The organism is Phycicoccus mangrovi (genome assembly GCF_018729305.1).
Taxonomy (GTDB): domain Bacteria; phylum Actinomycetota; class Actinomycetes; order Actinomycetales; family Dermatophilaceae; genus Phycicoccus; species Phycicoccus jejuensis.
Window position 1 is genome coordinate 17,741 of sequence record NZ_JAHHWP010000012.1, and the last position, 26,332, is coordinate 44,072.

Here is a 26,332-nt window from a genome sequence, read left to right on the forward strand (position 1 = left end):
GGGCGGCGGAACTCGCAAGAAGTCGGGAAGGAGGGGACGGCTCAGGAGGAGGGGCCGAAGCGCTCGGTGCGGATGGCGCCCGAGTCGTGGCCCTTCTCGATGAGGATGCCCGCCGCCGCCTCGACGAAGCCCGACGGCCCGCAGACGTAGACGACCGGCGGCGCCTCGAAGGCGTCGACCCCGGGCAGGTCCTCCGGCCGCAGCCGCCCCGGCTCCCGCGCGTCGTCGGGCAGCCCGCCGCGTGTGTAGAGCCGGTCGACCCGCAGGCCGGGCGAGGTGCGGGCGAGCGCGAAGAGCTCGTTGGTGTAGATGACGTGGTCCGGCGTGCGCGCCGAGTAGACGAGGTGGAAGGGCTGGGCGGCCCCGACGCGCGAGCGGTGCCGGACCATCGCCATGAGCGGCACGACCCCGCTGCCGCCGGCGACGAGCAGCACCGGCTCGGGCATCTGCTCGTCCCAGCGGAACCAGCCGCCGATGGGTCCGCGCACCTCGAGCTCGTCGCCCTCGCGGGCCTCGCCGACGAGCCACGGCGACACCTCGCCCTCGGTGACGAGCTGCACGGTGAGCACGAGCCGGCCGGTCTCGGGCGCCGAGGCGACCGAGTAGGTCCGGGTGGCGGTGTAGCCGTCGTCGGCGGTGAGCCGGACGTCGACGTGCTGCCCGGCGTGGTGCCCCGGCCAGCCGGGGACGTCGAGCACGACGGTCCGGGCGGTGCGGGTCTCGAGCCACGCGTCCTCCACGCGGGCGCGGTACCAGGGCATGGGCAGCGGCGGGGAGGACCACGCGACGGTCATCGGTGCCCCGGCCTCAGTCGCCGACGTAGCGCTGCTCGCGCCACGGGTCGCCGTACTCGTGGTAGCCGAGCTGCTCCCAGAACCCGGGCCGGTCGTGCGCGAGCAGCTGCAGGCCGCTCACCCACTTCGCCGACTTCCAGAAGTACAGGTGCGGGACGAGCAGCCGCGCCGGACCGCCGTGCTCCGGTGCGAGAGAAGCACCCTCGTACTCCGTCGCGATCCAGGCGCGCCCGCCCCGGAGATCGGCGAGCGGCAGGTTCGTGGTGTACCCGCCGTGCGCGTGGACGAGCACGTGCGTCGCGTTCTGCGTCCCGACGCCGACCGCCGCCAGCACGGCCTCGACGTCGACGCCGCGCCACGAGGTGTCGAGCTTGCTCCACTTCGTCACGCAGTGGATGTCGGTGCGCACGTCCTCGACGGGGAGGCGGTGCAGGTCGGCCCACGACAGGATGCCGCTGCTGCCGTCCACGCCCTCCACCCGGAGGGTCCAGTCCTCCCGGCGGACGACCGGGGTCGGCCCCGCCGAGAGCACCGGGAAGTCGCGCTCGAGGTACTGGCCGGGAGGGATGCGCGGGTCGCCGCCGGAGCGGCGGCCGACGAAGCCACGGGTCACGATGTCCACGCCTCCATCGTCGCAGCCCGCGTGACGCAGCAGACACTGTGACCCACGAGACGTCCCCCGGCCGTCCGGCCGGCATCTTCCTAGGCTCGGAGCAGGAGCCCCGGGGTTCCCGCCCGGAGCCGGTCGAGAGGCAGGACTGCCATGGCTCGGACGATCGTGGTGACCGGGGCCGCGTCGGGCATCGGGCAGGCGCTCGCGGCCCTGCTGACGCGTCGGGGCGAGCACGTCGTCGCGGTCGACGTCACGTCCGGCGACGTCGTGGCCGACCTCTCGACGCGCCGAGGCCGTGATGACGCGGTCGAGGGCGTGCTCGACGAGACCGGCGGCCGCATCGACGCCGTCGTGGCCAATGCCGGTCTGGCCCTGCCGGTCCCGGCGACCGTCGCGGTCAACTTCTTCGGGGCGGTCGACCTGCTGACCGGCCTGCGCCCGGCCCTGGCCGCCTCGTCCCGCGCCCCACGCGCGGTCGTCACGTCGTCGATGGCCACGCTCCTGCCGGTGCACGCGCCGCTCGTCGAGGCCTGCCTGGCCGGGGACGAGGACCGCGCGCTCGCCCTGGCCGCGGAGCTGGAGGCGGCCGGGCCGCAGGCCGCCGCGACCATCTACCCCTCGAGCAAGCGGGCGGTGTCGCGCTGGGTCCGGCGGGCCGCGCCGCTGCCGGGGTGGGCCGGGGCCGGCATCCCCCTCAACGCGGTCGCCCCGGGCGTCGTCCGCACCCCGATGACCGCGGCGATGACGGCGACGGCCGACGGGCGCGCCGCCCTCGACGCCGCGGTGCCGATGCCGCTGGGCGGGTACCTCGAGGCCGCGCAGGTCGCCTCGCTGCTCGCCTGGCTCGTCTCCGAGGAGAACACGCACGTCTGCGGCCAGACCGTCCAGATCGACGGTGGCTCGGACGTGGTCCTGCGCGGTGACGACGTGTGGTCGTGGCACGACGCGGACCCCGGGACCCTGTCCCCGAGGACCGGCGTCGCGACGACGCACGAACCGGTCGCGACCTGAGCCGGGCCCCTGCCCCCGTCTCCGTCCGACCGGCGGGGGGCCCGGGCCACCACCGCCCCGGGCCCGTCCGCCTGACCGAACCCTGACCGACTCCGGGTGTTCGCCTGACCCAGGGCCCGCCGCGCTCCCCCTAGCGTGGGCGCGCCGGTGGACGACGGGGTCCGCCGGCGTCGCGGTGACCGCCACCCGGGTCACCCCCCTGGACGCGGCGGGTGGGTGCCAAGCCACCGGGGCCTCGGCACCCACCCGTCGTGCTGTTCCTGAGCGCCCGCTGACCTCGCGATTTGGGGCGGCGGGCGCCCTCGTGGCTATCGTGGCTGGGTTGTCCACCCCCGGACGGAGAGACCCGTGACCTGCCCCGAGTGCGGCGCCGCGGTACACCCCGCGGACCGATTCTGCTCCCTCTGCGGCACGACCCTGCCGCGAGACCACACGACGCCGGCGACCCCGTCGGCCGACGACGCGACGACGACCGAGCTGCCCGTCGCGGCGGCTCCGCCGACCCCACCGACACCTGCCACGGTGCCGGTCGCGGCCGCGGCCGCCGTCCCGCCCGCCCCGACGGCGGCGCCGGTCGCCGAGCCCGACGACGCCTTCCTCCTCGGCGGACAGGCCTCCGACGAGCTCCCCGCCGACCGACGCAAGGGCTGCCTCGGGATGGTGGCCCTGGCCCTCGTCGGTGTGCTCATGCTCGCCGGGATGGTCTGGTTCTTCGGCAGCGACGGCGACGAGGACTCGAGCGTGGCCGCCCCCTCGGTGTCGAGCTCGGCGTCGGCCACCGACGAGGCCCCCTCACCCGAGGAGACCGCGTCCGACGCTCCGTCGGACGGGCCGACCCCCACCGAGCGGGCCTCCACGGCGAAGGAGTGCGGCACGGTCGACGGCGCGACGGCGTGGAGCGGCAACGAGGTGACGTCGTGCGACTTCGCCACCGAGACCGCGCAGGCGCTCATGGCCTCGTCGGCCGACCTGCCGGCGACCGTGACGGCACGCTCGCCGGTGACGAAGCGCGAGTACGAGATGCGCTGCGAGAACACGACGCCGGTCGTCTGCCGCGGCGGCACCGACGCCCTCGTCTACGTCGACGTCCCGAACTGACCTCCACGGGAGCCACGCACCACCTCCACCCTCTCCTCACCCGGGCCCGGACCGCCCCGGGCTAGGGTGAGGCGGGTGGAGCCGGTCGTGCGCACCGAGCACCTCACCAAGGACTACGGTGCGGTGCTCGCGCTCGACGCCCTCACGCTCGACGTCGGCCCCGGCACGACCGGTCTGGTCGGCGCGAACGGCGCGGGCAAGTCGACGTTCCTGAAGATCCTCCTCGGCCTCGTCCCCGCGACCGGTGGGCGCGCGGAGGTCCTCGGCCACGACGTCGCCACGGAGGGCGCCCGGGTCCGGGCGGCGGTCGGCTATCTCCCCGAGCACGACTGCCTGCCCCCGGACGTCAGCGCCAGCGACTTCGTCGTCCACCTCGGGATGATGTCGGGGCTGCCACGCGTCGCCGCCCGCGAGCGCGCGGCCGAGGTGCTGCGCCACGTCGGCCTCGCCGAGGAGCGCTACCGCCCGATGGGTGGCTACTCGACGGGCATGAAGCAGAAGGCGAAGCTCGCCCAGGCGCTCGTCCACGACCCGCGCCTGGTCCTCCTCGACGAGCCGACGAACGGCCTCGACCCCGCCGCCCGCGACGAGATGCTCGGCCTGGTCCGCCGGATCGGCCACGACTTCGGGATCGCCGTGATCGTCACCTCCCACCTCCTCGGCGAGCTCGAGCGGGTCAGCGACCACGTCGTGGTCCTCGACGGCGGCACCCTGCTGCGCGCCTCGCGCACCGACGAGTTCCTCGACGCCACCGGCGCCCTCCTCGTGGAGGTGCTCGGTGACGACGCCCAGGCGCGGATGGCCGAGGCCCTCGCCGCGGCCGGCGTGCCGGTGGCCCGGCGGGGGTCGCTGCTCTCGGTCGACGCCGCGGACCGGGGACCCCGCGACGTGCGCGACGTCGTCCGCGACACCGCCGCCGACCTCGGCCTCGGGCTCGTGCGGATGCAGGCCGACCACCGCCACCTCGAGGACGTCTTCGCCGACCCCGCGGACGCCGACGCCCAGGACGAGCCGGGGGTGCCCCGTGGCTGAGCCGACGAGCCCCCGCGGCACCGACGACGCCGGCCGCAGCGTCATCCACGACCTCGGCTACCGGCCGTACACCGGGCCGCGCCTCGGCAGCGCGGCCATCGCCCGCTCGCTCGTGCTCACCGGCTTCCGCAACGCCTTCGGCCTCGGGCGCTCGGGCCGCTCGAAGGTGCTGCCCTTCCTCCTGCTCGGGCTCAACCTCCTGCCGGCGGTCATCGTCGCGGGGGTCATGGCCTTCGTCGGCCTCGACCGGCTGCCCATCGGGTACGCCGAGTACGCGTCGACGACGCAGGTGCTGCTCGGCGTGTTCGTCGCGTCGCAGGCGCCGGTGCTCTTCTCGCGCGACCTGCGGCACGGCACGATCGCGCTCTACCTCGCCCGGCCGCTGCCCTCGGCCGCGTACGCGGTCGCGCGCTGGCTCTCGCTCCTGCTCGCCACCCTCGTCTTCCTCCTCCTGCCGGTCGTCATCCTCTACGCCGCGGCGCTGCTCACCGAGCTCGACGTCTCGGACCAGACCCGCGAGGCCGGGGTCGCGCTCGGGCTCGCGGTGCTCCTCGCGCTCTCGCTCGCCGGGGTGGGCGGGATCATCGCGTCGTGGTCGACCCGGCGCGGGTTCGCCGTCGTCGCGACGATCGCCTTCCTCGTCATCGCCAACGGCGTCGTGACGGCGGTCCAGGGCATCGCCGACGGCGAGGGCAGCACCCGCGTCGCCGAGGTCGCCGGCCTGTTCTCGCCGTACTCGCTCTACCGCGGGCTCATGGGCGCGTGGACCGACGCCGACACCCTCGCCCCGCCCACCGGCGCGGGGATGGTGGCCGCCTACGTCGTCGTGCTCGTCGGCCTCTCGGCCGCGTGCGTCGGCGCCCTCGTCGCGCGCTACCGACGGGAGGCGAGCGCATGAGCACGCTCGTCCTGGACCAGGTCTCGCGCTGGTACGGCAACGTCGTCGCCGTCAACGGGATCTCGATGAGCGTCGGCCCGGGCATCACCGGGCTGCTCGGGCCGAACGGCGCCGGCAAGACGACGCTCATCGCCCTCATGTCGGGCTTCCTCGCGCCGTCGGCCGGCACCGTGACGCTCGACGGCACGTCCGTGTGGCGCACGACCGACGTCTACCGGCAGCTCGGGCTCGTCCCCGAGCGCGAGGTGAGCTTCGGCTACCTCACCGGCCGGCGCTTCGTCCTCGCCAACGCCGAGCTGCACGGCCTGCCCGACCCCGGCGCCGCCACCGAGCGGGCCCTCGAGGTCGTCGACATGGTCGAGCCCGCGGCCCGGCGCATCGGCACCTACTCCAAGGGGATGCGCCAGCGGGTCAAGCTCGCCTCCGCCCTCGTCCACGACCCGTCGGTGCTCCTCCTCGACGAGCCGTTCAACGGTGTCGACCCGCGCCAGCGCCTGCACCTCATGGCGCTGCTGCGCCGGATGGGAGCCGAGGGGCGCACGGTCCTGTTCAGCTCGCACATCCTCGAGGAGGTCGAGCAGGTCGCGCGGCAGATCGAGGTCGTCGTCTCCGGGCGGCACGCGGCCTCCGGCGAGTTCGGCGAGATCCGGCGGCTGATGACCGACCGGCCCGTGCAGTACGTGGTCTCGGCCGACGACGACCGCCGCCTCGCCGCCTGCCTCATCGCCGAGCCCTCGGTCGTCGCGGTGTCGCTGCGCCCGGACGGCGGTGTGTCGGTGTCGGTGGCGGACTTCGGCGCGTTCGCGCTGCGCCTGCCCGCCGTCACTCGCGAGCAGGGGCTGCGGCTGCACGAGCTCGCCCCCACCGATGACTCGCTCGAGAGCGTGTTCTCGTACCTGGTGGAGGGGTGACCCGGTGAACCGCACGCTCTTCGCCCTCTCCGCGCAGGCCGTCGTCGGTCGCCGGCGCGGCGTCGTGCTGCTCCTGCTGCCGCTGGCGCTCGTCGGGCTCGCGGTCGTCGTCCGCCTGCTCACCTCCGACGCCGTCGGGGTCGAGGCGACCGTCGGCCTCGGGTACACGCTCGCGCTGCCGCTCGTCGCGCTGCTGGCCGCCACCGCCGTGCTCGGCCCGGAGGTCGACGACGGCTCCATCGTCTACCTGCTCGCCAAGCCGGTGAGCCGGCACACCATCGCCCGGAGCAAGTTCGCCGCCGCCTGGCTGACGACGACGGCCCTGGGCGCCCTCCCGCTCGCCGTCGCCGCCCTCGTCCTCGACACCGCCCACCCGGGGCGCGCCCTCGCCCTCGGCGCGGCCGGGGTGGTGGCGGGCACGGTGTACACGGCGCTCTTCCTCGGCCTCGCCGCGCTGACCCGCTACGCCGTCGTCGTCGGGCTGCTCTACACGCTCTTCTGGGAGGGCGTCATCGGCTCGGTGCTCAGCGGCGTCAAGTGGCTGTCGGTCGGCGCGTGGGGCCGGGAGGTCGGGCACGCGGTCGACGACCTCGTCGACGCGGGCGGCACCGGGCTCGGGTACGCCGTCGTCGCGGCCGTCGTCGTCAGCGTCGGGTCCGTGTGGTTCGCCGGCGACCGCCTGCGCTCGTTCACCCTGCGCGGCGACGAGTAGCGCTCCGGCTCAGGCCGGCACGTCGTCCGGGGGCCGCCCTACTACTCGATGACCTCGGAGCGGGCCGGCGTCGTGGGCTCGGGGACGTCCTCGTGCTCCTCTGTGAAAGGCGAGACCACGTAGGGGTTGCCGGCCATCAGCTCGGTGACGACCGAGTCGACCCAGGGGCCGGGCATCCCGACGACGCCGACGGCGGTCAGGCGCTCGACGAGCCGGTCGGCGACGAGGGTGGGGTCCTCGTGGGGCCCCTCCTCCGCGAGCCGGTCGACGACCTCCTGCACGGCGAGGTCGTGCTCACGCCGTTCGGCCAGGCGGTCGGCATCGGCATCCATCGGGTGGTTCCTCTCGGTCGGCAACCCCCCGAACCTACGTCCGCACCCGGCGCCCCAACCGCGCTGCGCCGCACCGATCCCCCGGCCGTCGAAGGCTGTTTCTCAGCCGAGGAGGACGAGGGAGTAGCCGCCGGCCTCCTGCCGCTCGGGGTCGGTGTGCGCCAGCTGAAGCAGGTGCGCGGCCGGGCCGCCCTCGGCGAGCGCCCCCGCCAGTCCGCCTGCCGTGAGGTCGCCGACGTCCCAGAGGCGCACCAGCCCCTCGAGCAGGGCGTCGCCGGGCTCGCCGTCGACGAGCACCCCGAGGCGCTCGGCGTGCTCCGGCGCGAGCTTCTGCGCGAGTCCCGCGACGTCCGGCGCGACGGGGTCGCGGCGGCCCCGGCGCGGCTTCCCGCCGTCGCGGCCGACGAGCCCGAGCTCGGTCGCCAGCGCGACGACCCGCTCGCTGTCGGCGACCAGCCAGCCGTCGCGGGTGCGCAGCATCGTCGCCAGGTGCTGCCCGGTCGGCGTGGCGACTCCGTGGCGCAGCGCCCTCGGGGACGGCGGAAGCAGCCGCTCGGGCACCCCGAGCTCGGTCTCCGTGTCCCCGAGCACGCCGCGCACCAGCGGCCCCACCGTGGCCCCGCCGTGCACCAGCTCGAGCGTGCCGGTGACGCGCGAGCCCAGCGTCCACAACAGCTGCTTGGCGTCGTCGCTGCCGGCGAGGATCGTCAGGTTGCGCTGCCCGACGTGCCGGTCGGCGTTGGCGTCCAGCACACCCGACCACGGGTCGAGGGGGCACGACACGGACGCGAGGAGGCACTCGTGGCCGGTCAGCGTCTCGGGGATGTCCCAGGTGCGGTCCAGCTCGACGACCGCGACGGCGCCGGGGCGGGTGCGGTCGTCGAGGTTGACCATCGCACCGCCGATGAGCTGCGGCGTGTAGGCCGGCCCGGTCGCGCCTCCGAAGAAGCCGGGGTCGACGAACCAGGCGCGCACGTGGACCCCGACCGCCGGCAGCAGCCCGAGGTTCCAGACCCGGACGAACACCCGGTAGCGGCGCCCGGCGGTCGGGCTGCCGACGAGCTGCGTCGGGTCGAAGGGGCCGGTGGCGGCCGCGTCCATGAGGAGGATGTCCGGCGACTGCCAGCACGGGACGGGAGGCCAGACCGGCCGCGCCCCGCGGTCGCCGGGGCTCGCCGCCCGCACGAGGAGGTACGGGTAGACGTCCTCGCGCCGGGGCCGGTGCTCCCTCCCGATCTCGGCCGCGAGCTCGCCGGCCTCGCGGGCGAGGTGGTCCGAGGGGGTCCAGCCGTCGGCGAGGTCGCCGCTCGGCCGCGTCGTGGCGCCGACCGAGCCGGCGGGGTCGGCGCCCCGCTGGGCGGCGTCCTCCTTCTCGGTGAGGACCGGGTGCTGCTCGTCGTCCCGGCCGTCGCGTCGCGGGCCGGTGGGGGTGGTGGTCATCTCATCGCTCCTCGCGGAGGTGGCGCTGCCACTCGAGGTCGGTCACGGGCTCGTGCTCGGACGGCTTCCCGCAGCGCCGGGGCCCGGCGCCGGGGAGGTAGTGCACGTCGAGGTCGTGCGTCTCGACGTACCAGCGGCCCGGGTGCGTCGGGCAGTCGTGGTCGGCGTGGAACAGCTGCGGCGACGTGCACGGCATCCGGTAGCCGTAGTCCTCCGTGCCGACCGGCGTGATGTCGGGCACGCAGGGCACCGTCGAGCGGTTCCAGTCCCAGCAGTGCCAGGCGTAGCCGCGGTCGGAGTCGAGGTTGAAGTCCGGCACCGAGAGCTCCGGTTTGCCGCTCTCGGCGGCCATCCGGCCGACGAGGTAGAGGCCGTAGTCGACCGGTCCGCCGAGGTTCTCGTCCTGCGGGAGCCGGACGTCGAGCACGGCGGCCGTCTCCTCCGGGCTCGACGCCGCCTCGAGGTCCGCCCGGGCGCCGTCGTCCCCGGTGAGGCCGGAGAGCAGGACGGTCGAGTCGGATCCGACGACGTAGGGACCGACGTGCGTGGCCGGACCCTCCTGCGCCACACCGGCGCCCGCCTGGTTGCGGAGTGGATAGCGCCACGGTGCCACCCACTCCGAGGGCTTGAGCTCGTCGCCGGGGGCGTCCGCCGCGTACCGCAGCGGCGAGGTCAGCCCGAGCGCGCTCGCGAGGTCGGGCCGGCCGATCGCGGACGGGAGGTCGCGCACGATGCCGCGCGGGTAGGCGTGGTCGAGCGCGTGCGCCGAGTGCGAGGTCAGTCGGCCGGACGGCTCGGTGACCGGCGGCGGCGCGGTCGGCAGGCCGAACGGCGCGTCGAGGGCGGAGGCGATGTCGTACGTCCCCTGCCGCCCGAGCGTCGTCAGGCCGGTGTTGACCTCGGCGGGCTTGGGCATCGCGAAGCCGGACATCACGAGGGCGCGCCGGGCGAGGAGGTAGAGGTTCCAGGCCGGGACGATGACCGCCCAGTAGACGACCTCGCGCGCCGGGAACGTCGTGACGTCGACGATGAGGCTCGGCAGGATCGTGGCCAGCCAGAGCACCACCTGCGCGAGGTACACCGCCCAGGCGAAGAGGGCGAGCAGGAGGTCGAGCAGGCTGAACGAGTCGTCGTCGTCCACGTCGGCGCCACGGCTCGGGTCGTCGTCGATGCCGGCGCCCCCGCCGCCGGGCGGCGTGGGGAACGAGTGGTCGGTGAAGACCGACGGGGGCGGGGGCAGGCGCAGGCTGATCGCGTCGCTGCCGGTCATCTTGAGGTAGCGGTAGACGATCTCCCACATCTGGTTCATCGCGGCCTCGTTGGGCCGCCCGTCGGGCTGCCCGGTGCCGGGGTCGGTCGCCGAGAAGGGCGGGTCCTGCAGGAGGATGTGCGGGCCGTCGCCGCCGTAGACCTCGTGCATCGCGTCGAGGAGGCCCTCGACGAGGTGGCCCGGCAGCGGGCCGCTGTCGAGGTCGAAGAAGGTGCGCCGGGCGGCGGTGGCCGTGGGTCCGTCGCCGTCGTCGTACGCGGGCAGCCCGGCCCAGTGGTCGTAGGCGGGGGCGTCGTCGCGGCCGTCGTAGGGGGCGTCGTCGCGGTGCCGGAAGGCGACCCGGAAGTGCAGCGCCGACGTGCCGTACTCGCCGTAGAGCGGGCCGGGGTGGCGGGCGTCGTAGTTCTCGGAGTCCATGTGGTTCTCGACGAGGTGGTGGCGCTGCCAGTGGTCGCGGTAGGGCCCGCCGGACTTCGCGTTCGTGAAGGGGTGGCCGGTGACGTCGGTGGCGCAGTGGGACATCCAGCCGACGGCGAAGGCGATGCGCGCCTGCGCGTCCTTGCGCTCGTCGTCGGTGGTCGCCGCCGCGAGCGCCACCTGCGCCTGGGAGAAGAGGACGAACGGGAACTGGTAGGTCCGCCGGTAGTGGAGCATGTCCGACCAGTAGAAGGCGTCGTCGCCGTAGCCCTGCGGCACACCGGAGGTGAGCACGCCGAACCAGTCGCCCATCTCGGCGAGCAGCCCCTTGAAGGCGGACATGATCGCCGACGTCAGCTCGTCGAGCACCTGGGCCAGCTGCGTCGACAGCCCGCCGGTCAGCTGCGACGCGAGCTGCGCGTTGTTCGTCGAGATCGGGTCGATCCACTTCTCCCACTTCGCGACGAACTCCGCGTCGACGACCTCCCACACGTCGAGCGCCCACTGCACGACCTGCCGGATGACCTGTCCCGTCGTGTCCTTGAAGTCGGGCAGCAGGTAGAAGAGGTCGGGGCCGAGGGCACCGAGCGCGAGGTAGTTGCGCCAGGTGTGGCAGTGCTCTCCGATGACCCTCGTCTCCGGCTCGCTGACGGCGAACCCGGGTGGGACGGTGCCGTCCCGCAGCAGCCGGGCGGTGTCGTGCGCCGCCTCGAGGTGTACGTACCAACCGGGCATGTCCGCTCCTTCCCACCGACGACGGATGCCGTCGGCGGGAGGAGGGGCGGACCGCCCCCGGTGATACGTCGGGGCCGACCCAGGGTCTGGGCGGAGAGGTGCCCGCCCCACTACGGTCGGAGGCGTCCGTCCGCGACGAAGGGATGCACCGTGCCGTACCAGTACAAGGTCGTCGAGCTCCGCGAGAAGATGATCGGCGGCAAGATGTCCGGCGACCGCCTCGAGAAGGTCCTCAACGAGCACGCGGGTCAGGGCTGGCAGCTCAAGGCCATCACGAGCGCCGACGTCAAGGGCCGGATGGGCCCCGGCGGGGTCGAGGGCCTGCTCGTCACCTTCGAGCGTCCGGTCTGACCGCTGCCTCCTGCCGGGTCGAGGTGAAACCCGACCACGAGAGGGTCGCCTTTCACCTCGAACGCGGTGGATGCTGCCGGGTCGAGGTGAAACCCGACCACGAGAGGGTCTTTTTTCACCTCGAACGCCGCGGCAGTGCCGACGGGCCCGGGTGTCTCACTGGTCACCCCGCTGCGCCGCCGCGCACGGAGGTCGGCAGGATGGGGGGCAGCCCGCCCCTCGAGACACGGAGACCCGATGACCGCCCTCGCCGCCCCGTTCCGCCCGACCCTCGCCGAGGCCGTCCTGCCCCGCGCGCTGACCCGCACCGGTGTCACCGTCGGACTCGGGGCGCTGCTCACCGCGCTGGCCGCCCAGGTGGCGGTCCCCGTGCCGGGCTCCCCCGTGCCGGTGACCGGGCAGACCTTCGCCGTCCTCCTCGTCGGCGCGGCGCTCGGCCCCGGCCGCGCGGTCGCGAGCATGGCGCTCTACCTCGTCCTCGGGGTCGTCGGCCTGCCGGTCTTCACCGACGGCTCGCACGGGGCGCACGTCGTGGTCGGTGCCACCGGCGGCTACCTCGTCGGCTTCCTCGCCGCGGCCGCCGTCGCCGGGCTCGCGGCCCGTCGCGGCCACGACCGCTCGGTGCCGCGCCAGCTGCTCGCGGCCGTCGCGTCCTCGCTGACCATCTATGCCTTCGGCGTCTCGTGGCTCTCGCTCTCGACCGGCATGTCGCTCGCGACCGCGGTCGCCGTCGGGGTCGTGCCCTTCCTCCTCGGCGACGCGCTCAAGGCCCTGCTCGCCGCCGGCGCCCTCCCCGCCGCGTGGCGCCTCGTCGGCGCGCTCGAGCGCGACTGACCACCGCCACCACAGCACGGCGACGGCGCCCTCCCCTCACCGGGAAGGCGCCGTCGCCGTCTCCGCCGGGTCGGCCGGGTCGGACCAGGACACGAGCGGGGGGAGCACGACCTCGCCCGTCGAGGCCCGGGCCAGCGCCGCCATCAGCTCTCGCGCGGTGCGCGACAACGGACGGTCCCGGTGCCGGACGAGTCGGACCTCCCGGCGGACGACCGGCTCGACCAGCGGCCGCCACACGAGCCCGGCGAAGGCGACGAGCGGCAGGACCAGCCCGGGAACGACGGCCACCCCGAGCCCTCCCCCGGCGAGGCCGGCGACCGCGCCCACGTTGCGGGCCTCGGTGAGCGGCCCCGGGCGGATCCCGACCCGGGCGTAGGCCGCGTCGGTGTGGCCGCGGATGGACGAGGTCCGGTCGAACGCGACGAGCGGCCGCCCGTCGAGCGCCGACCACGGCACCTCCGCCGCCTCCGCCAGCTCGTGCCCCTCCGGGACGGCCACGGCGAACCCGTCCTCGGCGACCGTCCGCGCGACGAGCTCCGGCGGGAGCTCAGGCGCGACCGTGAGCCCGAGGTCGACCTCGCCGTGGACCAGCATCGACAGCACCTCGCCCGAGAGCCCGTCCCGGACGACGACCGACACGTCCGGCCGCGGCCGTCGGAAGGCGGCGAGGACGGGGGGCAGCAGGGTCGCCGCGATCGACGGCAGCGCAGCGACGCTCACTGCCCCGCGCGTGCCGGCGACGTAGCCCTCGACGTGGGCGAGGGTGGCGTCGAACTCCGCCACGAGGCGCCGCGCCACCTCGACGAGCTCGCGCCCGTCGACCGTCGGCTCGACGCGCCGGGTCGTCCGCTCGAACAGCCGGACCCCGACCCGCCGCTCGGCCTCGATGACGGCGCGCGAGAGCGACGACTGCGCCACCCCGAGGGCCTGCGCCGCCGCCGTGTACGTCCCGTGGTCGGCGACGGCGATGACGGCCCGCAGGTGCCGGATCCCGATGTTGATGCCCACAGCGCATCAATGTATGCCGCATTGGTGCTGGACGGGCAACGTCGAGGGTTGAGAGCCTCGGGCAGCACTCGAGAAAGGCCTCAGATGCTTTCCCTGCTCGGATACCTCACCGTCGCGGTCATCCTCGCCCTCCTGCTGACCAACCGGGTCGCAGCGGTCGTCGCCCTCGCCGGGGTCCCCCTCGCCGCCGCCCTCGCCGCGGGCTTCGGCCCCGACGAGATCGGCGGCTTCGTCAAGGACGGCCTCGGCGGCGTCGTCGGGACGACGACGATGTTCGTCTTCGCCATCGTCTACTTCGGCCTGATGCGCGACGCCGGCATGTTCGACCCGATCATCGCCCGCATCGTCCGCTTCGCCGGCAGCGCCCCGGTCACCGTGTGCGTCGGCACCGCCGTGCTCGCGATGGCCGCCCACCTCGACGGCGCCGGCGCGACGACGTTCCTCATCACCATCCCCGCGATGCTGCCCCTCTTCGACCGCCTCGGCATGAGCCGGCTCGTGCTGACCACCTGCGTCGGCCTCGGTGCCGGGGTCATGAACCTCCTGCCGTGGGGTGGCCCGACGGCGCGCGCCGCGACGACCGTCAAGGTCGACGCCAACGAGCTCTGGGTTCCCCTCATCCCGGCGCAGCTGACCGGCATGGTCGCCGTCGTCGTCATCGCGTGGTGGCTCGGCCGCCGCGAGGCGCGCCGGCTCGCCACGGAGGACGTCACGACGGCCGAGGTCGACACCGAGACCGTCGCCACCGAGCAGCGGACCCCGCTCGCCGTCGGCGCGCGCACCGCGGACGGCCCCACGGGCCCGACCGGTCGGGACGCGGGCGCCCCGGCCGGTGACCGCGAGCGCTCCGGCCGACCCACGCACGAGGCACCCGACGGCGACGTCGACACCGAGGAGGACCTGCGCCGTCCGCGCCTGTTCTGGCTTGACGTCGGGCTGACGGTGCTCGTCGTCGCGGCCCTCGTGAGCGGCATCGCACCGCCCGAGGTCTGCTTCCTGGCCGGTGTCGTCATCGCGCTGGTCGTCAACTACCCCGGCCTGCGCCGGCAGACCGAGCGGATCGAGGCGCACGCCACGGGCGCGATGCTCATGGCGACGACGCTGCTGGCCGCCGGTGTCTTCCTCGGCATCCTCGAGGGCACGGGCATGATCGACGCCATGGCCACGAGCGCGGCCTCGCTGATCCCCGGCGGTCTCGCGCCGGGGCTCCCCCTCCTCGTCGGCGTGCTCGGGGTCCCGCTGAGCCTGCTCTTCGGCCCGGACGCCTACTACTTCGGCGTGATGCCGGTCCTCATCGGCGTCGGCGAGCAGTTCGGCGTCTCGGGCGAGGCGATCGCCCGGGCCTCGCTCCTCGGCGAGGAGACCACCGGCTTCCCGATCAGCCCGCTCACCGGCTCCTTCTTCCTCCTCGTCGGCCTCGGCGGGGTGCAGATCGGCAGCCACATCCGCCACCTCCTCAAGTGGGCCTGGCTCGTCAGCCTCGTCATGCTCGCCGTCGCCGTCGTCACCGGGGCGGTGCCCCTGTGGGCCTGACCCCCACCCTGCGCCTCGGCGCCGGCGCCGGCTTCGCGGGCGACCGGATCGACCCCGCGGTCGAGCTGGTGCGGCAGGCCGACCTCGACGTCATCGTGTTCGAGTGCCTCGGCGAGCGCACGGTGGCGGCGGCCCAGGCCCGACGGCTCGAGGACCCCTCGACCGGCCACGACCCCCTGTGGGAGGAGCGGCTGGAGGCCACGCTGGCTCCCGCAGCGGCGGCCGGCACGACGATCATCACCAACTCGGGTGCCGCCAACGCACCGGCGGCGGCCGAGGTCGCGGCCCGCACGGCGCACCGCCTCGGCCTGCGCCCACGGGTGGCCGCCGTGCTGGGCGACGACGTGCTCGAGCTCGTCCGCGAGCTCGACCCGGTGCTCTGGGAGACCGGAGAACCCCTGTCGCGCACGGGTGCCGAGCTCATCTCGGCCAACGCCTACCTCGGTCACGAAGGGGTGGTGGAGGCGCTGGGGACGGGAGCCGACGTCGTCGTCACCGGGCGGCTGGCCGACCCGTCCCTCTACGTCGGCCCGCTCGTGCACCACTTCGGCTGGGCCGCCGATGACTGGGAGCGACTGGGCGCCGGGACCGCGGTCGGCCACCTGCTCGAGTGCGCCGGCCAGCTGACCGGGGGGTACTTCGCCGACCCCGTGACCAAGCCGGTGCCGGGGCTCGCGCGGCTCGGGTTCCCGTTCGCCGACGTCACGGCCGACGGTGACGCCCGCTTCGGCAAGCCCGCGGGGAGCGGCGGCCGCCTCGACCGGCGGACGTGCACCGAGCAGCTGCTCTACGAGGTGGGCGACCCCACCGCCTACGTCACCCCGGACGTCGTCGCCGACTTCTCGGGGGTCTCGTTCGCCGAGGTCGGCGCCGACGCCGTCACCCTGACCGGTGCCGGCGGCCGCGCCCGCCCGGGCGACCTCAAGGTGACGCTCGGCTTCCGCGACGGGTGGCTCGGCGAGGGGCAGATCTCCTACGCGGGCCCCCGCGCGCTCGAGCGGGCCCGCCTCGCGGCCGACGTCGTGCTCGAGCGGCTCACCGCCGTCCACGACCTCGTGGAGGACGACCTCACGGTCGAGCTCGTGGGGGCCGGCGCCGCCTTCCGCGGCCTGTCCGCGCCGCACGCCGGCTCCGAGGTGCGGCTCCGGGTCTCCGGCCACGTGCCCGACGCCCGGTCCGCGCACGCGGTCGGCCGGGAGGTCGAGTCGCTGTACACCAACGGTCCGGCCGGCGGGGGTGGGGCGCGGCGCGAGGCGAAGCCCATGGTGACCATCCGCTCGTGCCTCGTCCCCCGCGACCGGGTGCGGACGCGCGTGGAGGTGACGCAGTGACCACCGTCGACGACCTGGCCGACGTCCGCGCCGGCGACAAGGGCGACACCCTCATCCTCGCGGTGGTGCCCCGCGACGCGGACGCCCACGAGCGCCTCGTGGGCGACCTCACGACGGTCCTCGTGGGCGAGCACTTCGGGATGACCGAGGCCGGCGCCGTACGCCGCACCGTGATGCCGAACCTGCCGGCCCTCGTGTTCGTCCTGCCGGGGGTGCTGGGGGGCGGCGTGACCGGCTCGACGGTGCTCGACGGTCACGGCAAGACGCTCGGCTACCACCTGCTCGACCTGCACCTGCCCGACAGCGACGGCTGACGGACGCGCCCGCCGGCACGACGACGGCGCCCTCCCCTCACCGGCAGGACGCCGCCGCCGTCCGTGGGTCAGCGGTCCGGGTGGATGACCGCCTTGACCGAGTCGGTGACGCGGCTGCCGAGCGTCAGGGCGTCGGCGGTCTCGGCGAGCGAGAAGTGGTGCGTCACCAGGGAGTCCACCTTGACCCGGCCCGAGGCGACCAGGGCGATGGCCAGCGGCCACGTGTGGTTGTAGCGGTTGACGAGGCTGAGCGAGAGCTCGTTGACGTTGAGCTGCGAGAGCGGCAGCCCGACGAGCTCCTCCTTGGGCATCCCGATCATCGCGGCCCGCCCGGCCGGGCGCAGTCGCCGGAGCCCTTGCGCGAGAACACCCTTCGCGCCGGAGCACTCGAGCAGGACGTCGAAGTCCTGCCCGCCGGTGCCGTCGTCGACCACGAGGCCGAGGTCGCGCGCCATGCCCTGCCGGAACTCGCTCGGGTCGGTCACAGCCACCGACCGCGCCCCGAAGGCGAGCGCGACGGCTCCCGCCAACAGCCCGACCGGACCGGCACCGGTGACGAGTACGTCGTCCCCGGGCTCGAGCCCGGCCCGCTTGCACCCCCAGATGCCGACCGAGAGCGGCTCGACGAGCGCCCCCTCCTCGTAGGACATCGACGCGGGGATGCGGTGGAGGTTGCGGGCGTCGATGACCATCGTCTCCATGAGCGCCCCGTCGTACGGCGGCGTCGCGAGGAAGACGAGGTCCGGGCAGAGGTGGTAGCGCCCGGCCATGCATTCGCCGCACTGGCGGCAGGGGGTGCCCGGCTCGATGGCGACGCGGTCGCCGACGTCGACGCCGGTCACTTCCTCCCCCACGGCGAGTACCTGGCCGGCAGCCTCGTGGCCGAGGACGATCGGGCCGTCGACGACCCAGTCGCCGATCCGGCCGACCGTGAAGTAGGCGGTGTCCGAGCCGCAGACCCCGACAGCCCGCAGCCGGACGAGCGCCTCGTGCGGGCCGGGCTCCTGCTGGGGCCGCTCCTGCACCTCGATCCGGCCGAGCTCGGTCATCACGGCCGCGCGGATCATCATGGTGTCCTCCTGGGACGGGACGTCGGGGGTCACGGCGGTGCTCATGCGCGGCCGTGCGAGGCGCGGGAGCGCCGGGCGAGGGAGTCGATCGCCACCGCGACGGCCAGGACGAGGCCGGTGATGACGAACCGGTAGGACGAGTCGAGGTTGAGCAGGGTCAGGCCGTTGGCGATGGCCGCGATGACGACCGTACCGAGCAGCGCCGACCACGCGCTGCCGCGGCCGCCGAAGAGGCTCGTGCCACCGATGACCGCCGCCGCGATGGCGTTGAGGTTGACGTCGCCGGTGCCGCTGCTGAGGTTCGCCGAGGCGAGCCGGCCCGCGGCGAGGATGCCCCCGAGCGCGGCGAGGAAGGAGCAGACCGCGAACGCGCTGAGGTAGACCCGCCGGACGGGGATGCCCGAGCGCCGCGCGGCCTCGACGTTGCCGCCGACGGCGAGCAGCGACCGGCCCCAGCCGGTGCGCGTGATCGCGTAGTTGAGCAGGAGCACGAGCGCGACGAAGAAGACGACCATCCAGCCCACGCCCCGCTCGCGGTTGAGGTACCAGACGACGAACTCGAGTGCGACGAGCAGGGCCACCGCCCGCACCACGAGGACCTGCACCGAGGTTGCCGAGAGGTTGGCGCGCCGGCGGCGGACCATCGTCTCGTAGCCGCTGGCGAGGACGGCGACGGGGCCGAGGGCGGCGAGCACGTACGCGAGCCACGGCGGCACGAACGCGACCTGCGCGAAGGTGACGAGGAAGGAGTCGAAGGGCAGGTTGACCGAGCCCTGGTCGCCCAGGATCGCCAGCTGGAGGCCGAGGAACGCGAGCAGCCCGGCGAGCGAGGCGACGAAGCTGGGCATCCCGAACCGGGTGAGCGCCAGGCCGTACGCCAGCCCGATGAGGGCCGCGATGCCGAGCGCGACGACGACCGCGAGCACCCAGTTCCAGTCGTGGCGGACGAAGAGGACGGCCACGATCGCGGCCGTGAAGCCGCTGACCGAGCCGACGGACAGGTCGATCTCGCCGACGAGCAGCACGCAGACGATGCCGAGCGAGATGACCCCGACCGCGGCCGAGTCGAGCATGAGGTTGACGAGGTTGCCGCTCGAGAGGAAGACCGAGTTCAGGCTCTGGAAGATGACCGCGATGATGACGAGCCCGATGACGACGGGCAGTGCCCCGAGGTCGCCGGACCGGATGTTGCGCAGGGCGGCTCGCGCGCGCCCGGCCGTCGTCGCGTCGTGGGTGATGCGCTCGTCGGCGCGGTCGAGCTGAACGGTGCTCATCGGGTGGCCTCCTCGTCGGCGGGGGCGTCGACGGCCGCCGCGGACGCTCCGGCGGACCCGCCGCCGACCCGCTCGCGACGCCGCGTGACGACGTTGTCGGTGGCCCCGGTGATGGCGGCGATGATCGTCTCGGACGAGACCGACCGCGCGTCGAAGCTGCCGTTGTTGCGGCCGAGCCGCAGGACGACGACGCGGTCGGCGACGGCGCGGACGTCCTCCATGTTGTGGCTGATCATGATGACGCCGAGCCCTCTCTGCCGGAGCCGCTCGATGAGGTCGAGGACCTCGGCGGTCTGCGCGACCCCGAGGGCCGCGGTCGGCTCGTCGAGGATGATGACCTGCGGGTCGCCGAGCAGCGAGCGCGCGATGGCGACGGTCTGGCGCTGGCCGCCCGAGAGCGACGCGATGGGGATGCGGACGGTCGGGATCTTCGCCGACAGCTGCTGGAGCAGCTCCCAGGAACGGACCTCCATCGATACCTCGTCGAGGCGCATCCGACCGCGCTCCTGCCCGAGGAAGAGGTTGCCGACGACGTCGAGGTTCTCGCAGAGGGCGAGGTCCTGGAAGACCGTCGCGATGCCGAGGGCGATCGCGGCGGAGGGGTCGGCGACGGTGACGGGTCGGCCGTCGAACGAGATCGTCCCGGCGTCGGGCGCGTGCACGCCGGAGAGCACCTTGACGAGGGTGGACTTGCCGGCGCCGTTGTCGCCGACGAGCGCGACGACCTCGCCGCGCGCGACGTCGAGGTCGATGTCGGTCAGCGCGTTGACCGCGCCGAAGGTCTTGGTGACGCCGCGCAGGCTGAGCAGCGGCGGTGCGGTGGTGGTCGTGGTCATCGAGGTCCTCCGATGGTCGGCCGGGCGGCCGCCGGGGCGGGGTGCGCCCCGGCGGCGGTCCGGGCTCAGGAGATGCCGAGCTTCTGGCAGGCGGCGGCGTACTCGGAGGTGCACAGCTCCGAGGCCGGGGTGATCTGCTTGTCGACGATCTCGGCCTTGAGGTTCTCGGCCGTGACGAGCGTCGGGTCGTAGAGCTTGGACGGGGAGCCGAAGAGGTCCCCGGTCGTCTCGGGCGACTCGTCGTTCAGCAGCTTGACGGCCACCTCGGCGGCGGCGCCGCCGACGATCTCGCTCGGCTTGCTGATGGTGTTGTACTGGTCGCCCGCGATGATGAGCTGCAGGCCCGCGACGGTCGCGTCGTTGCCGCTGACCGGCGGGTTGGGGTTGACCCCGGCCGCCTTGAACGCGGCGATCGAGCCGCCCGCGGTGCCGTCGTTGGCCGCGACGACGCCGATGATCTTGTCGCCGAAGCGCGAGATCTGGCCGCTGACGAACTTCTGCGCGTTCTCGGGCTTCCACTCGATGGTGTCGTACTCGGCGAGGATCGGGATGCCGCTGCTGTCGACGGCCGAGTGCACGCCCTTCTTGATGAGGCCGGCGGCCGCGTCGGTCGGGGATCCGTTGACGACGAGCAGGCCCGAGCCGGAGGGGACCGGGTCCTGCTTGATCTTCTCGAGGAGGGAGGTCGCGATCGCGTTGCCGATCTTCTCGTTGTCGAACGAGACGTAGAAGTCGACCTTGATGTCCGGGATCGGGCGGTCGTAGGCGATGACCTTGACGCCCTTGGAGTGCGCGGCGTTGACGAGCGAGGCCGCGGCCGCCGAGTCGACGGGGTCGAGCACGATCACCTTGGCGCCCTGGGCCAGGGCCGAGTTGAACTGCTGCTGCTGCTTGTCCGCGCTGCCGTCGGCGTTGTTGTACAGCGGCTGGCACGAGGGGCAGAGCTCCTTGAGCCGCTTCTCGAACCCGGGACGGTCGTGCAGCTCGTACCGGGTGGAGCCGGTGTCGGGCATGAGGAAGGCGACCTTCGCCCCGCCCCCACCGCCGCTCCCGGACGACGACCCCGCCCCGCTGTCACCAGACCCACAGGCCGCCACGAGCAGGGTCGACAGGCCGGCCCCGGCCAGCACCACGCCTCGGATGATCCGACCACGCGCCATTGCGTTCTCCTCTTCGCTGAGGCTGCTTGAATCGTTTCAAGCAGGTGTCGATGATGGTAGGGTCCGTTTCTGAAACGTGTCAAGGATCACGGTCAGGAGCTGTCGAGGGTGACGACGCGACGAGTGGGTCTCAAGGACGTGGCCCGCGCGGCCGGGGTGTCGGTCGGCACGGTCTCGCACGTCCTCAACCACCCCGAGCGGGTCAGCGAGCCCCGGCGCGAGGCGGTGCAGCGGGCCATCGAGCGGCTCGGCTTCGTCCGCGACGAGTCCGCCCGCCAGCTGCGCGCCGGCTACTCCAGCACCGTCGGACTCCTGCTTCTCGACGCCTGGAACCCCGCCTTCGCCGAGATGGCCCGGGGCGTCGAGGACGCCGCCGCGGAGGCCGGGATGACACTCCTCATGGCCAACAGCGCCCGCAGCCTGGATCGCGAGAAGGCCTCTCTCACGGTCTTCTCCGAGCACCGGGTCGCCGGCGCCATCGTCGTCCCGCACGACCCGCTCTCGGCCGAGCTGCACCGCGTGCGGGCCGGCGGAGTCCCCCTCGTCGTCCTCGACCGGATGGACCCGCGCGAGGGGGCCGTCAGCGTCGGGGTCGACGACACCCTCGGTGGCCGGCTCGCCGCCGAGCACCTCCTCGGGCTCGGCCACCGGGCGGTCGCCTTCGCCGGCGACCCCGCGCTCGCCATCCCGGTCCGTGACCGGCACGACGGTGTCAGCGCTGTCGTCGCCGACGCCGGCGCGACCCTCGTCGACCTCCCGTGCGCGCTCTCGGTCGAGGGCGGCCGCGAGGTCGGGGCGGCCATCGCGGCGATGCCCGCCGGGCAGCGCCCCGGCGCCGTCGCGTGCGCCGTCGACGTCGTCGCGGTCGGCATCCTCCAAGAGCTTCAGCGGCACGGCATCCGCGTCCCCGAGGACGTCTCCGTCGTCGGCTACGACGACATCCCGCTCGCCGCGCAGCTCGCCGTGCCGCTGACCACGGTCGCCCGCCCGCACCACGCGATGGGTGTCGCGGCCTTCACCCTCCTCCTCGCGGTCGTCCGCGGCGAGACCCCCCACGAGCCGCACCGCCTCTTCGCCCCCACGCTCGTCGTGCGGGGCTCGAGCGGGCCGGCCGCGCCGACCACGACCGACGGGAGCACCTGACGTGGACGAGCTGGTCCTGGGCATCGACATCGGCACGGGCAGCACCAAGGGCGTGCTCGCCACCCCCGACGGCACAGTCGTCGCCACCGCCGTGCGCGCCCACGAGGGCACGATGGTCATGCCGCGGCCGGACCGCGCCGAGATGGACGCCGAGGCGGTCTGGTGGGCCGACGTCGTCGCCATCTGCCGCGAGCTCGTCGACCCCGCGCGGCCGGTCTCCGCGGTCTGCGTCAGCGGGCTCGGCCCGTGCCTGCTCCTGACGACCGCCGACGGCACGCCGGTCCGGCCCGCGATCCTCTACGGCATCGACGGCCGCGCGACCGCCGAGATCGCCGAGCTCGACGAGCGGCTCGGCGCGGACGCGGTCCTCCGGCGGTGCGGCACACCGCTGACGACGCAGGCCGTCGGCCCCAAGGCGCTCTGGGTGCAGCGGCACGAGCCCGAGGCGTGGGCGCGGGCCGAGCGCTGGTTCAGCGCCGGCTCGTACGCCGCGTTCCGGCTGAGCGGCGAGTACGTCCTCGACCACCACACGGCCAGCCAGTCGGTGCCGCTCTATGACCTGCACGCCGCCGACTGGGCCCACGACTGGTACGACGAGGTGATGGCGGGCCTGTCCGCGCCCGCCCTCGCGTGGTCCGGCGAGGTCGTCGGCGCCGTCACCGCCGCCGCGGCCGCCGAGACCGGGCTCCCCCTCGGCACGCCCGTCTGCGCGGGCACGGTCGACGCGTGGGCCGAGGCCTACGGCGCCGGCGTCCGGGCACCCGGCGACCTCATGTTGATGTACGGCTCGACGATGTTCTTCGTCCAGGAGCTGCGCTCCCCCGCCCCGCACCCGCAGCTGTGGAACACCCGCGGCGTCACGCCCGCGGGCTTCTCGCTCGCGGCGGGGATGTCGACCTCCGGCAGCCTGACGACCTGGGTGCGCGACCTCGTCGGGGGACCGCCCTTCGAGGACCTCGTGCGCGAAGCGAGTGCCGTCCCGCCGGGCAGCGACGGGCTCCTGCTCCTGCCCTACCTCGCGGGCGAGCGAACCCCGATCTTCGACACCCGCGCCCGCGGCGTCCTCGTCGGGCTCACGCTGCGCCACCGCCGCGGCCACCTGTTCCGCGCGGCGTACGAGGGCATCGCCTTCGGCATCCGGCAGATCCTCGAGCTGCTCGACTCCCCCGAGAACCCGGTCGAGCGCCTCGTGGCCGTCGGCGGCGGGACGCAGGGCGGCCTGTGGACGCAGGTCGTCAGCGACGTGACCGGCCGCCCGCAGCACCTGCCCCGGCAGACCATCGGGGCGGCCTACGGCGACGCGCTGATGGCCGCGCAGGGCGCCGGCCTCGTGGCGCCGGACGCCGACTGGGCGAGCCTCGACCGCGTCGTCGAGCCGGACGCCACGCACCGGGAGCTCTACGACGAGCTCTACGCCGCGTACATGTCGCTGCACCCGGCGACGCGCGAGCACCAGCACCTGCTGGCCGACCTCCAAGCGGGCCCCGACTCCTGACCTCGGTCACGAGGTGGCCCAGCCGGTCGGCAGGGGCCGTCCGGCCGCTGTCGTTCGCCCCCGCATCTGACGCAACCGGGACGAGCGGTCGGCGGCGCCGCTGTCGTTCGCCCCCGCATCTGACGCAACCGGGACGAGCGGTCGTGGGTGGCCGCTCATCCCGGTTGGTCCGGGTGCTGGGGCGACCGACAGGGGGTGCGAGGGAAGGATCGAGGCGAGCCGGTGCCCACCGCCTGAACTGGTCGAGGTATCCGGCTACCTGGGGAGAGAGGCCGGATACCTCGACTGGCTGCGTGGACGGCGGTTCGAGGTGAAAGGGGACCGTCTGAGGGTCGGATATCACCTCGACCCGCTGGTTCAGGCGTGGTTCGAGGTGAAAGGGGACCGTCCGAGGGTCGGGTTTCACCTCGACCCGGCCGGCGGTCCGGGGTGATGCTCCCGCGCGGCCGGGGCCCGACCCGCAGGCCGGGCCCCGGGGGCCGCAGGTGAGGGGTGGGAGGTGGTGACGCCTCCGCTGCAGCCCGACCGGTGCTCCGGCCGGAGGGTTTGGCTCGTCACCCCCGGCCGGGCGGCCGGCGTCACCACCTCGTGCCCTCGTCGCGGAGGGTCGACTCGTGGCACCACCCGCGGCCCGCCCCGGGGGCCCCGACCCCGGAACGGGGGAGGAGGTGGGGCCGGAGCCCCGAGGCATGTCCACAATCATCTTGCGGTGCAGCCTTGTTCGACAGGGGCGGACGGCCTGACCTGCCTGATGCATCGGCGCCAGGCCCAGGGCCACGGACGGGGCGGACAGCGAAGAGCCCGGCCTCCGTGCAGGGGAAGGAGGCCGGGCTCTCGCGGTGTGCGGGTCGGGAGGCCGGCCCCGATGCAGGGGGAAGGGGGCCGGACGCCCTGGTGCACGTGTCCCGGGGCCCTGCCCCCTGCAGGGGAAGGAGGCCGTGGCCCCGAGGTCTGACTCAAGTATGGCGAGCGACCCCCGGGGGTCGACAGGGTCGGACGGCCGGACCTGCCTGATGCATCGGCGCCAGACCCCAGCGCCCCAGGCACATCTCCAACCGCGGACGGCCGCAAACAGCGGAGAGCCCGGCCTCCGTGCAGGGGGAGGGAGGCCGGGCTCTCGCGGTGTGCGGGTCGGGAGGCCGGCCCCGATGCAAGGGAAAGGGGGCCGGACGCCCTGGTGCACGTGTCCCGGAGCCCTGCCCCCTGCAGGGGAAGGAGGCCGTGGCCCCGAGGTCTGACTCAAGTATGACGAGCGCCCCCGGGGGGCCGACACGGGCGGACGTCCAGTCCTCGATGATGCAGTCGTACTACGAGGCGCGGTCGCCGAGGGGCACGACGAGCGAGACCCGGGTCCCGCCCCCGACCGGGCTGTCGACCGTGAGGCTGCCGCCCAGGCTCTCGGCGCGGGCGAACATCGAGGTCATGCCGAGGTGCCCGGGCTCGGTGCTGGCCTTGGCTCCGCCGACCCCGTCGTCGACGACCTCGAGCACCACGGTGTCACCCGACTCGGTGAGGCGGACGAGCACCCGGTCGGCCCGGGCGTGCTTGCGGACGTTGACGAGCGCCTCGCGCAGGACCCGGAAGGCGCCGGTCTCGATCTCGGGCTCGAGCGGCAGGAGGACGGGACCCTCGACCTCCACCTCGGTGGCCGTGCCCATGAAGAGCCCGTCGGTCAGGCCCCGGACGGATGCGACGAGGCCGTCGCGCAGGTCCGGCGGGCTGAGCGCGACGACGAGGTTGCGCAGCCGCTCGATGGTCTGCTCGAGCAGGGAGGCGACGTGCTCGACGGGCTCCGCGAGCTCGGGCGGCAGCTGCGCCTGGAGGCCGTCCAGCCGCAGGATGGCGGCGACGACGAGCTGCAGCGGCTCGTCGTGCACCGCCTCGGCGAGCAGCGTCCGCTCACGGGACTCGATCCGTTCCTCGGCCTCGCGCCGTCGGCGCTCGGCGTCGCGGTGCTCGGTGATGTCCTCGACGAAGCCGCGGTAGCTCGCGACCTCGCCGTCCGGTCCGTACCGGGGGGTGAGGGTCGAGCGGACCCACACCGTCCCCCCGTCACGGCGGCGCATCTGCGCCTCGATCATCCGCGGCTTGCCCCCCGACTCGCTCCGCAGCCCCCGCACCCGGTCCTCGGGATCGACGTACAGCTCGTTGGCGCTCCCGACTCGGGTGAGGAGGTCCTCCGCGCTGTCGTAGCCGAGCATCGCCGCGAGCGCCTCGTTGACGGCGAGGATGTCGCCGGCCGGGGTGGTCTCCTTCCACCCGTCGGCCATCGAGTCCAGGAGGTCGCGGTAGCGCTGCTCGGCGCCGCGGGCCCGACCGAGCGCCTCGCGCAGCGGGTCGGGTACGTCCTCGCTGTCGCCCGGGCGCCCCTCGTCGACGATGACGGTCACGCCGTCGGGGGTGGGGTACAGCCGGCGACGCAGCCACCGGCCGAGGCGCGGTGCGAACGCCTCGAACTCCTCGACCTCCCCGGACGCGAGCGCCCGCTCGAGGTAGTGGAGGAAGTCGGCGTCGCGGGCTTCCGGGTAGAGCTCGTAGACGTTCTTCCCGATGACCGCCGACGGCTCCTCGCCGAGCATCGTGAGGAGCGAGCCGTTGACGTAGAGCAGCGTCCCGTCCGGCGCCACCGCGAAGACACCTCCGCTGATGCGCTCGAGCGTGCGCGACGCCTCGTCGTCCGTTCTCTGCCGCTGCTCCGGCCCCGTCAGCACCGTCCCTCC

24 protein-coding genes are annotated in these 26,332 nt (G+C 74.2%); 13 read left to right on the forward strand and 11 right to left on the reverse strand.

What is annotated here, in order from left to right; translation table 11 throughout:
- Positions 1-41: 41 nt before the first annotated feature.
- Positions 42-794 (reverse strand): ferredoxin reductase, encoded by a 753-nt coding sequence (locus tag KMZ30_RS10435; protein ID WP_226902040.1) that lies wholly within the window; start codon positions 792-794, stop codon positions 42-44.
- A 13-nt stretch (positions 795-807) separates the two neighbouring features.
- Positions 808-1,416 (reverse strand): sulfite oxidase-like oxidoreductase, encoded by a 609-nt coding sequence (locus KMZ30_RS10440; protein ID WP_215512334.1) that lies wholly within the window; start codon positions 1,414-1,416, stop codon positions 808-810.
- Positions 1,417-1,557: 141 nt separating this feature from the next.
- Between KMZ30_RS10440 and KMZ30_RS10445 the strand changes: the two genes are divergently transcribed.
- The 6 genes from KMZ30_RS10445 (at position 1,558) to KMZ30_RS10470 (ending at position 7,069) form a co-directional block, all read left to right on the forward strand.
- The gene (locus tag KMZ30_RS10445) at positions 1,558-2,418 is read left to right on the forward strand and encodes an SDR family oxidoreductase (RefSeq protein WP_215512333.1); all 861 of its coding nucleotides are present in this window, start codon (positions 1,558-1,560) and stop codon (positions 2,416-2,418) included.
- A 348-nt stretch (positions 2,419-2,766) separates the two neighbouring features.
- Positions 2,767-3,516, forward strand: a complete 750-nt coding sequence (locus tag KMZ30_RS10450; RefSeq protein ID WP_215512332.1) for a zinc ribbon domain-containing protein — start codon at positions 2,767-2,769, stop codon at positions 3,514-3,516.
- Positions 3,517-3,591: 75 nt separating this feature from the next.
- Entirely contained in the window at positions 3,592-4,548 is a 957-nt protein-coding gene (locus tag KMZ30_RS10455; RefSeq protein WP_215512331.1) for an ABC transporter ATP-binding protein, read from the forward strand.
- On the forward strand, positions 4,541-5,446 hold the full coding sequence (locus KMZ30_RS10460) for a hypothetical protein (RefSeq protein ID WP_215512330.1): 906 nt from the start codon (positions 4,541-4,543) through the stop codon (positions 5,444-5,446). The genes KMZ30_RS10455 and KMZ30_RS10460 overlap by 8 nt, the downstream gene beginning before the upstream one ends.
- Positions 5,443-6,357: an ABC transporter ATP-binding protein gene (locus KMZ30_RS10465; RefSeq protein ID WP_215512329.1), complete on the forward strand. Its 915-nt coding sequence runs from the start codon at positions 5,443-5,445 to the stop codon at positions 6,355-6,357. The genes KMZ30_RS10460 and KMZ30_RS10465 overlap by 4 nt, the downstream gene beginning before the upstream one ends.
- A gap of 4 nt (positions 6,358-6,361) precedes the next feature.
- Positions 6,362-7,069, forward strand: coding sequence for an ABC transporter permease (locus KMZ30_RS10470; protein WP_215512328.1), 708 nt, complete (start codon positions 6,362-6,364; stop codon positions 7,067-7,069).
- Between the two features lie 41 nt (positions 7,070-7,110).
- On the opposite strand, the gene KMZ30_RS10475 is transcribed toward KMZ30_RS10470, so the two are convergent.
- From KMZ30_RS10475 to KMZ30_RS10485, 3 genes are all read right to left on the reverse strand, one after another.
- Positions 7,111-7,401 carry a hypothetical protein gene (locus KMZ30_RS10475; RefSeq protein WP_030528589.1) on the reverse strand — a complete coding sequence of 97 codons (291 nt, stop codon included), beginning with the start codon at positions 7,399-7,401 and terminating at the stop codon, positions 7,111-7,113.
- 102 nt (positions 7,402-7,503) lie between these two features.
- Positions 7,504-8,841: a hypothetical protein gene (locus KMZ30_RS10480; protein ID WP_215512327.1), complete on the reverse strand. Its 1,338-nt coding sequence runs from the start codon at positions 8,839-8,841 to the stop codon at positions 7,504-7,506.
- Between the two features lies 1 nt (position 8,842).
- The gene (locus KMZ30_RS10485; protein WP_215512326.1) at positions 8,843-11,263 is read right to left on the reverse strand and encodes a zinc dependent phospholipase C family protein; all 2,421 of its coding nucleotides are present in this window, start codon (positions 11,261-11,263) and stop codon (positions 8,843-8,845) included.
- A 150-nt stretch (positions 11,264-11,413) separates the two neighbouring features.
- Between KMZ30_RS10485 and KMZ30_RS10490 the strand changes: the two genes are divergently transcribed.
- Both KMZ30_RS10490 and KMZ30_RS10495 read left to right on the forward strand, forming a co-directional pair.
- A complete protein-coding gene (locus KMZ30_RS10490; protein WP_207024302.1) occupies positions 11,414-11,614 on the forward strand; it encodes a DUF4177 domain-containing protein in 201 nt (66 codons plus the stop codon).
- A 237-nt stretch (positions 11,615-11,851) separates the two neighbouring features.
- The gene (locus KMZ30_RS10495) at positions 11,852-12,448 is read left to right on the forward strand and encodes a biotin transporter BioY (protein WP_215512325.1); all 597 of its coding nucleotides are present in this window, start codon (positions 11,852-11,854) and stop codon (positions 12,446-12,448) included.
- Between the two features lie 36 nt (positions 12,449-12,484).
- Here KMZ30_RS10495 and KMZ30_RS10500 read toward each other — a convergent pair whose 3' ends face one another.
- Positions 12,485-13,456 carry a LysR family transcriptional regulator gene (locus tag KMZ30_RS10500; RefSeq protein WP_215512324.1) on the reverse strand — a complete coding sequence of 324 codons (972 nt, stop codon included), beginning with the start codon at positions 13,454-13,456 and terminating at the stop codon, positions 12,485-12,487.
- Positions 13,457-13,540: 84 nt separating this feature from the next.
- On the opposite strand from KMZ30_RS10500, the gene KMZ30_RS10505 reads away from it, so the two are divergent.
- From KMZ30_RS10505 to KMZ30_RS10515, 3 genes are read left to right on the forward strand one after another with little or no spacing between them, the layout of a single operon-like run.
- The gene (locus tag KMZ30_RS10505; RefSeq protein ID WP_215512323.1) at positions 13,541-14,989 is read left to right on the forward strand and encodes a CitMHS family transporter; all 1,449 of its coding nucleotides are present in this window, start codon (positions 13,541-13,543) and stop codon (positions 14,987-14,989) included.
- The gene (locus KMZ30_RS10510; protein ID WP_308279650.1) at positions 14,980-16,320 is read left to right on the forward strand and encodes an acyclic terpene utilization AtuA family protein; all 1,341 of its coding nucleotides are present in this window, start codon (positions 14,980-14,982) and stop codon (positions 16,318-16,320) included. The genes KMZ30_RS10505 and KMZ30_RS10510 overlap by 10 nt, the downstream gene beginning before the upstream one ends.
- On the forward strand, positions 16,317-16,634 hold the full coding sequence (locus tag KMZ30_RS10515) for an AtuA-related protein (protein WP_215512322.1): 318 nt from the start codon (positions 16,317-16,319) through the stop codon (positions 16,632-16,634). Before KMZ30_RS10510 ends, KMZ30_RS10515 begins: the two co-directional genes overlap by 4 nt.
- 68 nt (positions 16,635-16,702) lie before the next feature.
- Here KMZ30_RS10515 and KMZ30_RS10520 read toward each other — a convergent pair whose 3' ends face one another.
- From KMZ30_RS10520 to KMZ30_RS10535, 4 genes are all read right to left on the reverse strand, one after another.
- A complete protein-coding gene (locus KMZ30_RS10520) occupies positions 16,703-17,749 on the reverse strand; it encodes an NAD(P)-dependent alcohol dehydrogenase (protein ID WP_226902035.1) in 1,047 nt (348 codons plus the stop codon).
- Positions 17,746-18,978, reverse strand: coding sequence for a sugar ABC transporter permease (locus KMZ30_RS10525; RefSeq protein ID WP_215512321.1), 1,233 nt, complete (start codon positions 18,976-18,978; stop codon positions 17,746-17,748). The genes KMZ30_RS10520 and KMZ30_RS10525 overlap by 4 nt, the downstream gene beginning before the upstream one ends.
- Entirely contained in the window at positions 18,975-19,814 is an 840-nt protein-coding gene (locus KMZ30_RS10530; protein ID WP_215512320.1) for an ATP-binding cassette domain-containing protein, read from the reverse strand. Before KMZ30_RS10530 ends, KMZ30_RS10525 begins: the two co-directional genes overlap by 4 nt.
- A gap of 65 nt (positions 19,815-19,879) precedes the next feature.
- Complete coding sequence (locus tag KMZ30_RS10535; RefSeq protein WP_215512319.1) at positions 19,880-20,974, reverse strand: ABC transporter substrate-binding protein; 1,095 nt, start codon at positions 20,972-20,974, stop codon at positions 19,880-19,882.
- A gap of 108 nt (positions 20,975-21,082) precedes the next feature.
- Here KMZ30_RS10535 and KMZ30_RS10540 point away from each other — a divergent pair, with 108 nt between their 5' ends.
- Together KMZ30_RS10540 and KMZ30_RS10545 are read left to right on the forward strand one after the other, a co-directional pair.
- Entirely contained in the window at positions 21,083-22,117 is a 1,035-nt protein-coding gene (locus KMZ30_RS10540) for a LacI family DNA-binding transcriptional regulator (protein WP_215512318.1), read from the forward strand.
- A 1-nt stretch (position 22,118) separates the two neighbouring features.
- Positions 22,119-23,612 carry an FGGY-family carbohydrate kinase gene (locus KMZ30_RS10545; protein WP_308279648.1) on the forward strand — a complete coding sequence of 498 codons (1,494 nt, stop codon included), beginning with the start codon at positions 22,119-22,121 and terminating at the stop codon, positions 23,610-23,612.
- A gap of 1,307 nt (positions 23,613-24,919) precedes the next feature.
- On the opposite strand, the gene KMZ30_RS10550 is transcribed toward KMZ30_RS10545, so the two are convergent.
- Positions 24,920-26,323 carry a PAS domain-containing sensor histidine kinase gene (locus KMZ30_RS10550; RefSeq protein ID WP_215512317.1) on the reverse strand — a complete coding sequence of 468 codons (1,404 nt, stop codon included), beginning with the start codon at positions 26,321-26,323 and terminating at the stop codon, positions 24,920-24,922.
- Positions 26,324-26,332: the final 9 nt, after the last annotated feature.

Bases quoted from the DNA above. Each gene is read 5' to 3' on its own strand.
- KMZ30_RS10435 (WP_226902040.1), bottom strand. From the start codon at position 794: ATGACCGTCGCGTGGTCCTCCCCGCCGCTGCCCATGCCCTGGTACCGC.
- KMZ30_RS10445 (WP_215512333.1), top strand. From the start codon at position 1,558: ATGGCTCGGACGATCGTGGTGACCGGGGCCGCGTCGGGCATCGGGCAG.
- KMZ30_RS10465 (WP_215512329.1), top strand. From the start codon at position 5,443: ATGAGCACGCTCGTCCTGGACCAGGTCTCGCGCTGGTACGGCAACGTC.
- KMZ30_RS10475 (WP_030528589.1), bottom strand. From the start codon at position 7,401: ATGGATGCCGATGCCGACCGCCTGGCCGAACGGCGTGAGCACGACCTC.
- KMZ30_RS10480 (WP_215512327.1), bottom strand. From the start codon at position 8,841: ATGACCACCACCCCCACCGGCCCGCGACGCGACGGCCGGGACGACGAG.
- KMZ30_RS10485 (WP_215512326.1), bottom strand. From the start codon at position 11,263: ATGCCCGGTTGGTACGTACACCTCGAGGCGGCGCACGACACCGCCCGG.
- KMZ30_RS10495 (WP_215512325.1), top strand. From the start codon at position 11,852: ATGACCGCCCTCGCCGCCCCGTTCCGCCCGACCCTCGCCGAGGCCGTC.
- KMZ30_RS10505 (WP_215512323.1), top strand. From the start codon at position 13,541: ATGCTTTCCCTGCTCGGATACCTCACCGTCGCGGTCATCCTCGCCCTC.
- KMZ30_RS10520 (WP_226902035.1), bottom strand. From the start codon at position 17,749: ATGAGCACCGCCGTGACCCCCGACGTCCCGTCCCAGGAGGACACCATG.
- KMZ30_RS10525 (WP_215512321.1), bottom strand. From the start codon at position 18,978: ATGAGCACCGTTCAGCTCGACCGCGCCGACGAGCGCATCACCCACGAC.
- KMZ30_RS10530 (WP_215512320.1), bottom strand. From the start codon at position 19,814: ATGACCACGACCACCACCGCACCGCCGCTGCTCAGCCTGCGCGGCGTC.
- KMZ30_RS10535 (WP_215512319.1), bottom strand. From the start codon at position 20,974: ATGGCGCGTGGTCGGATCATCCGAGGCGTGGTGCTGGCCGGGGCCGGC.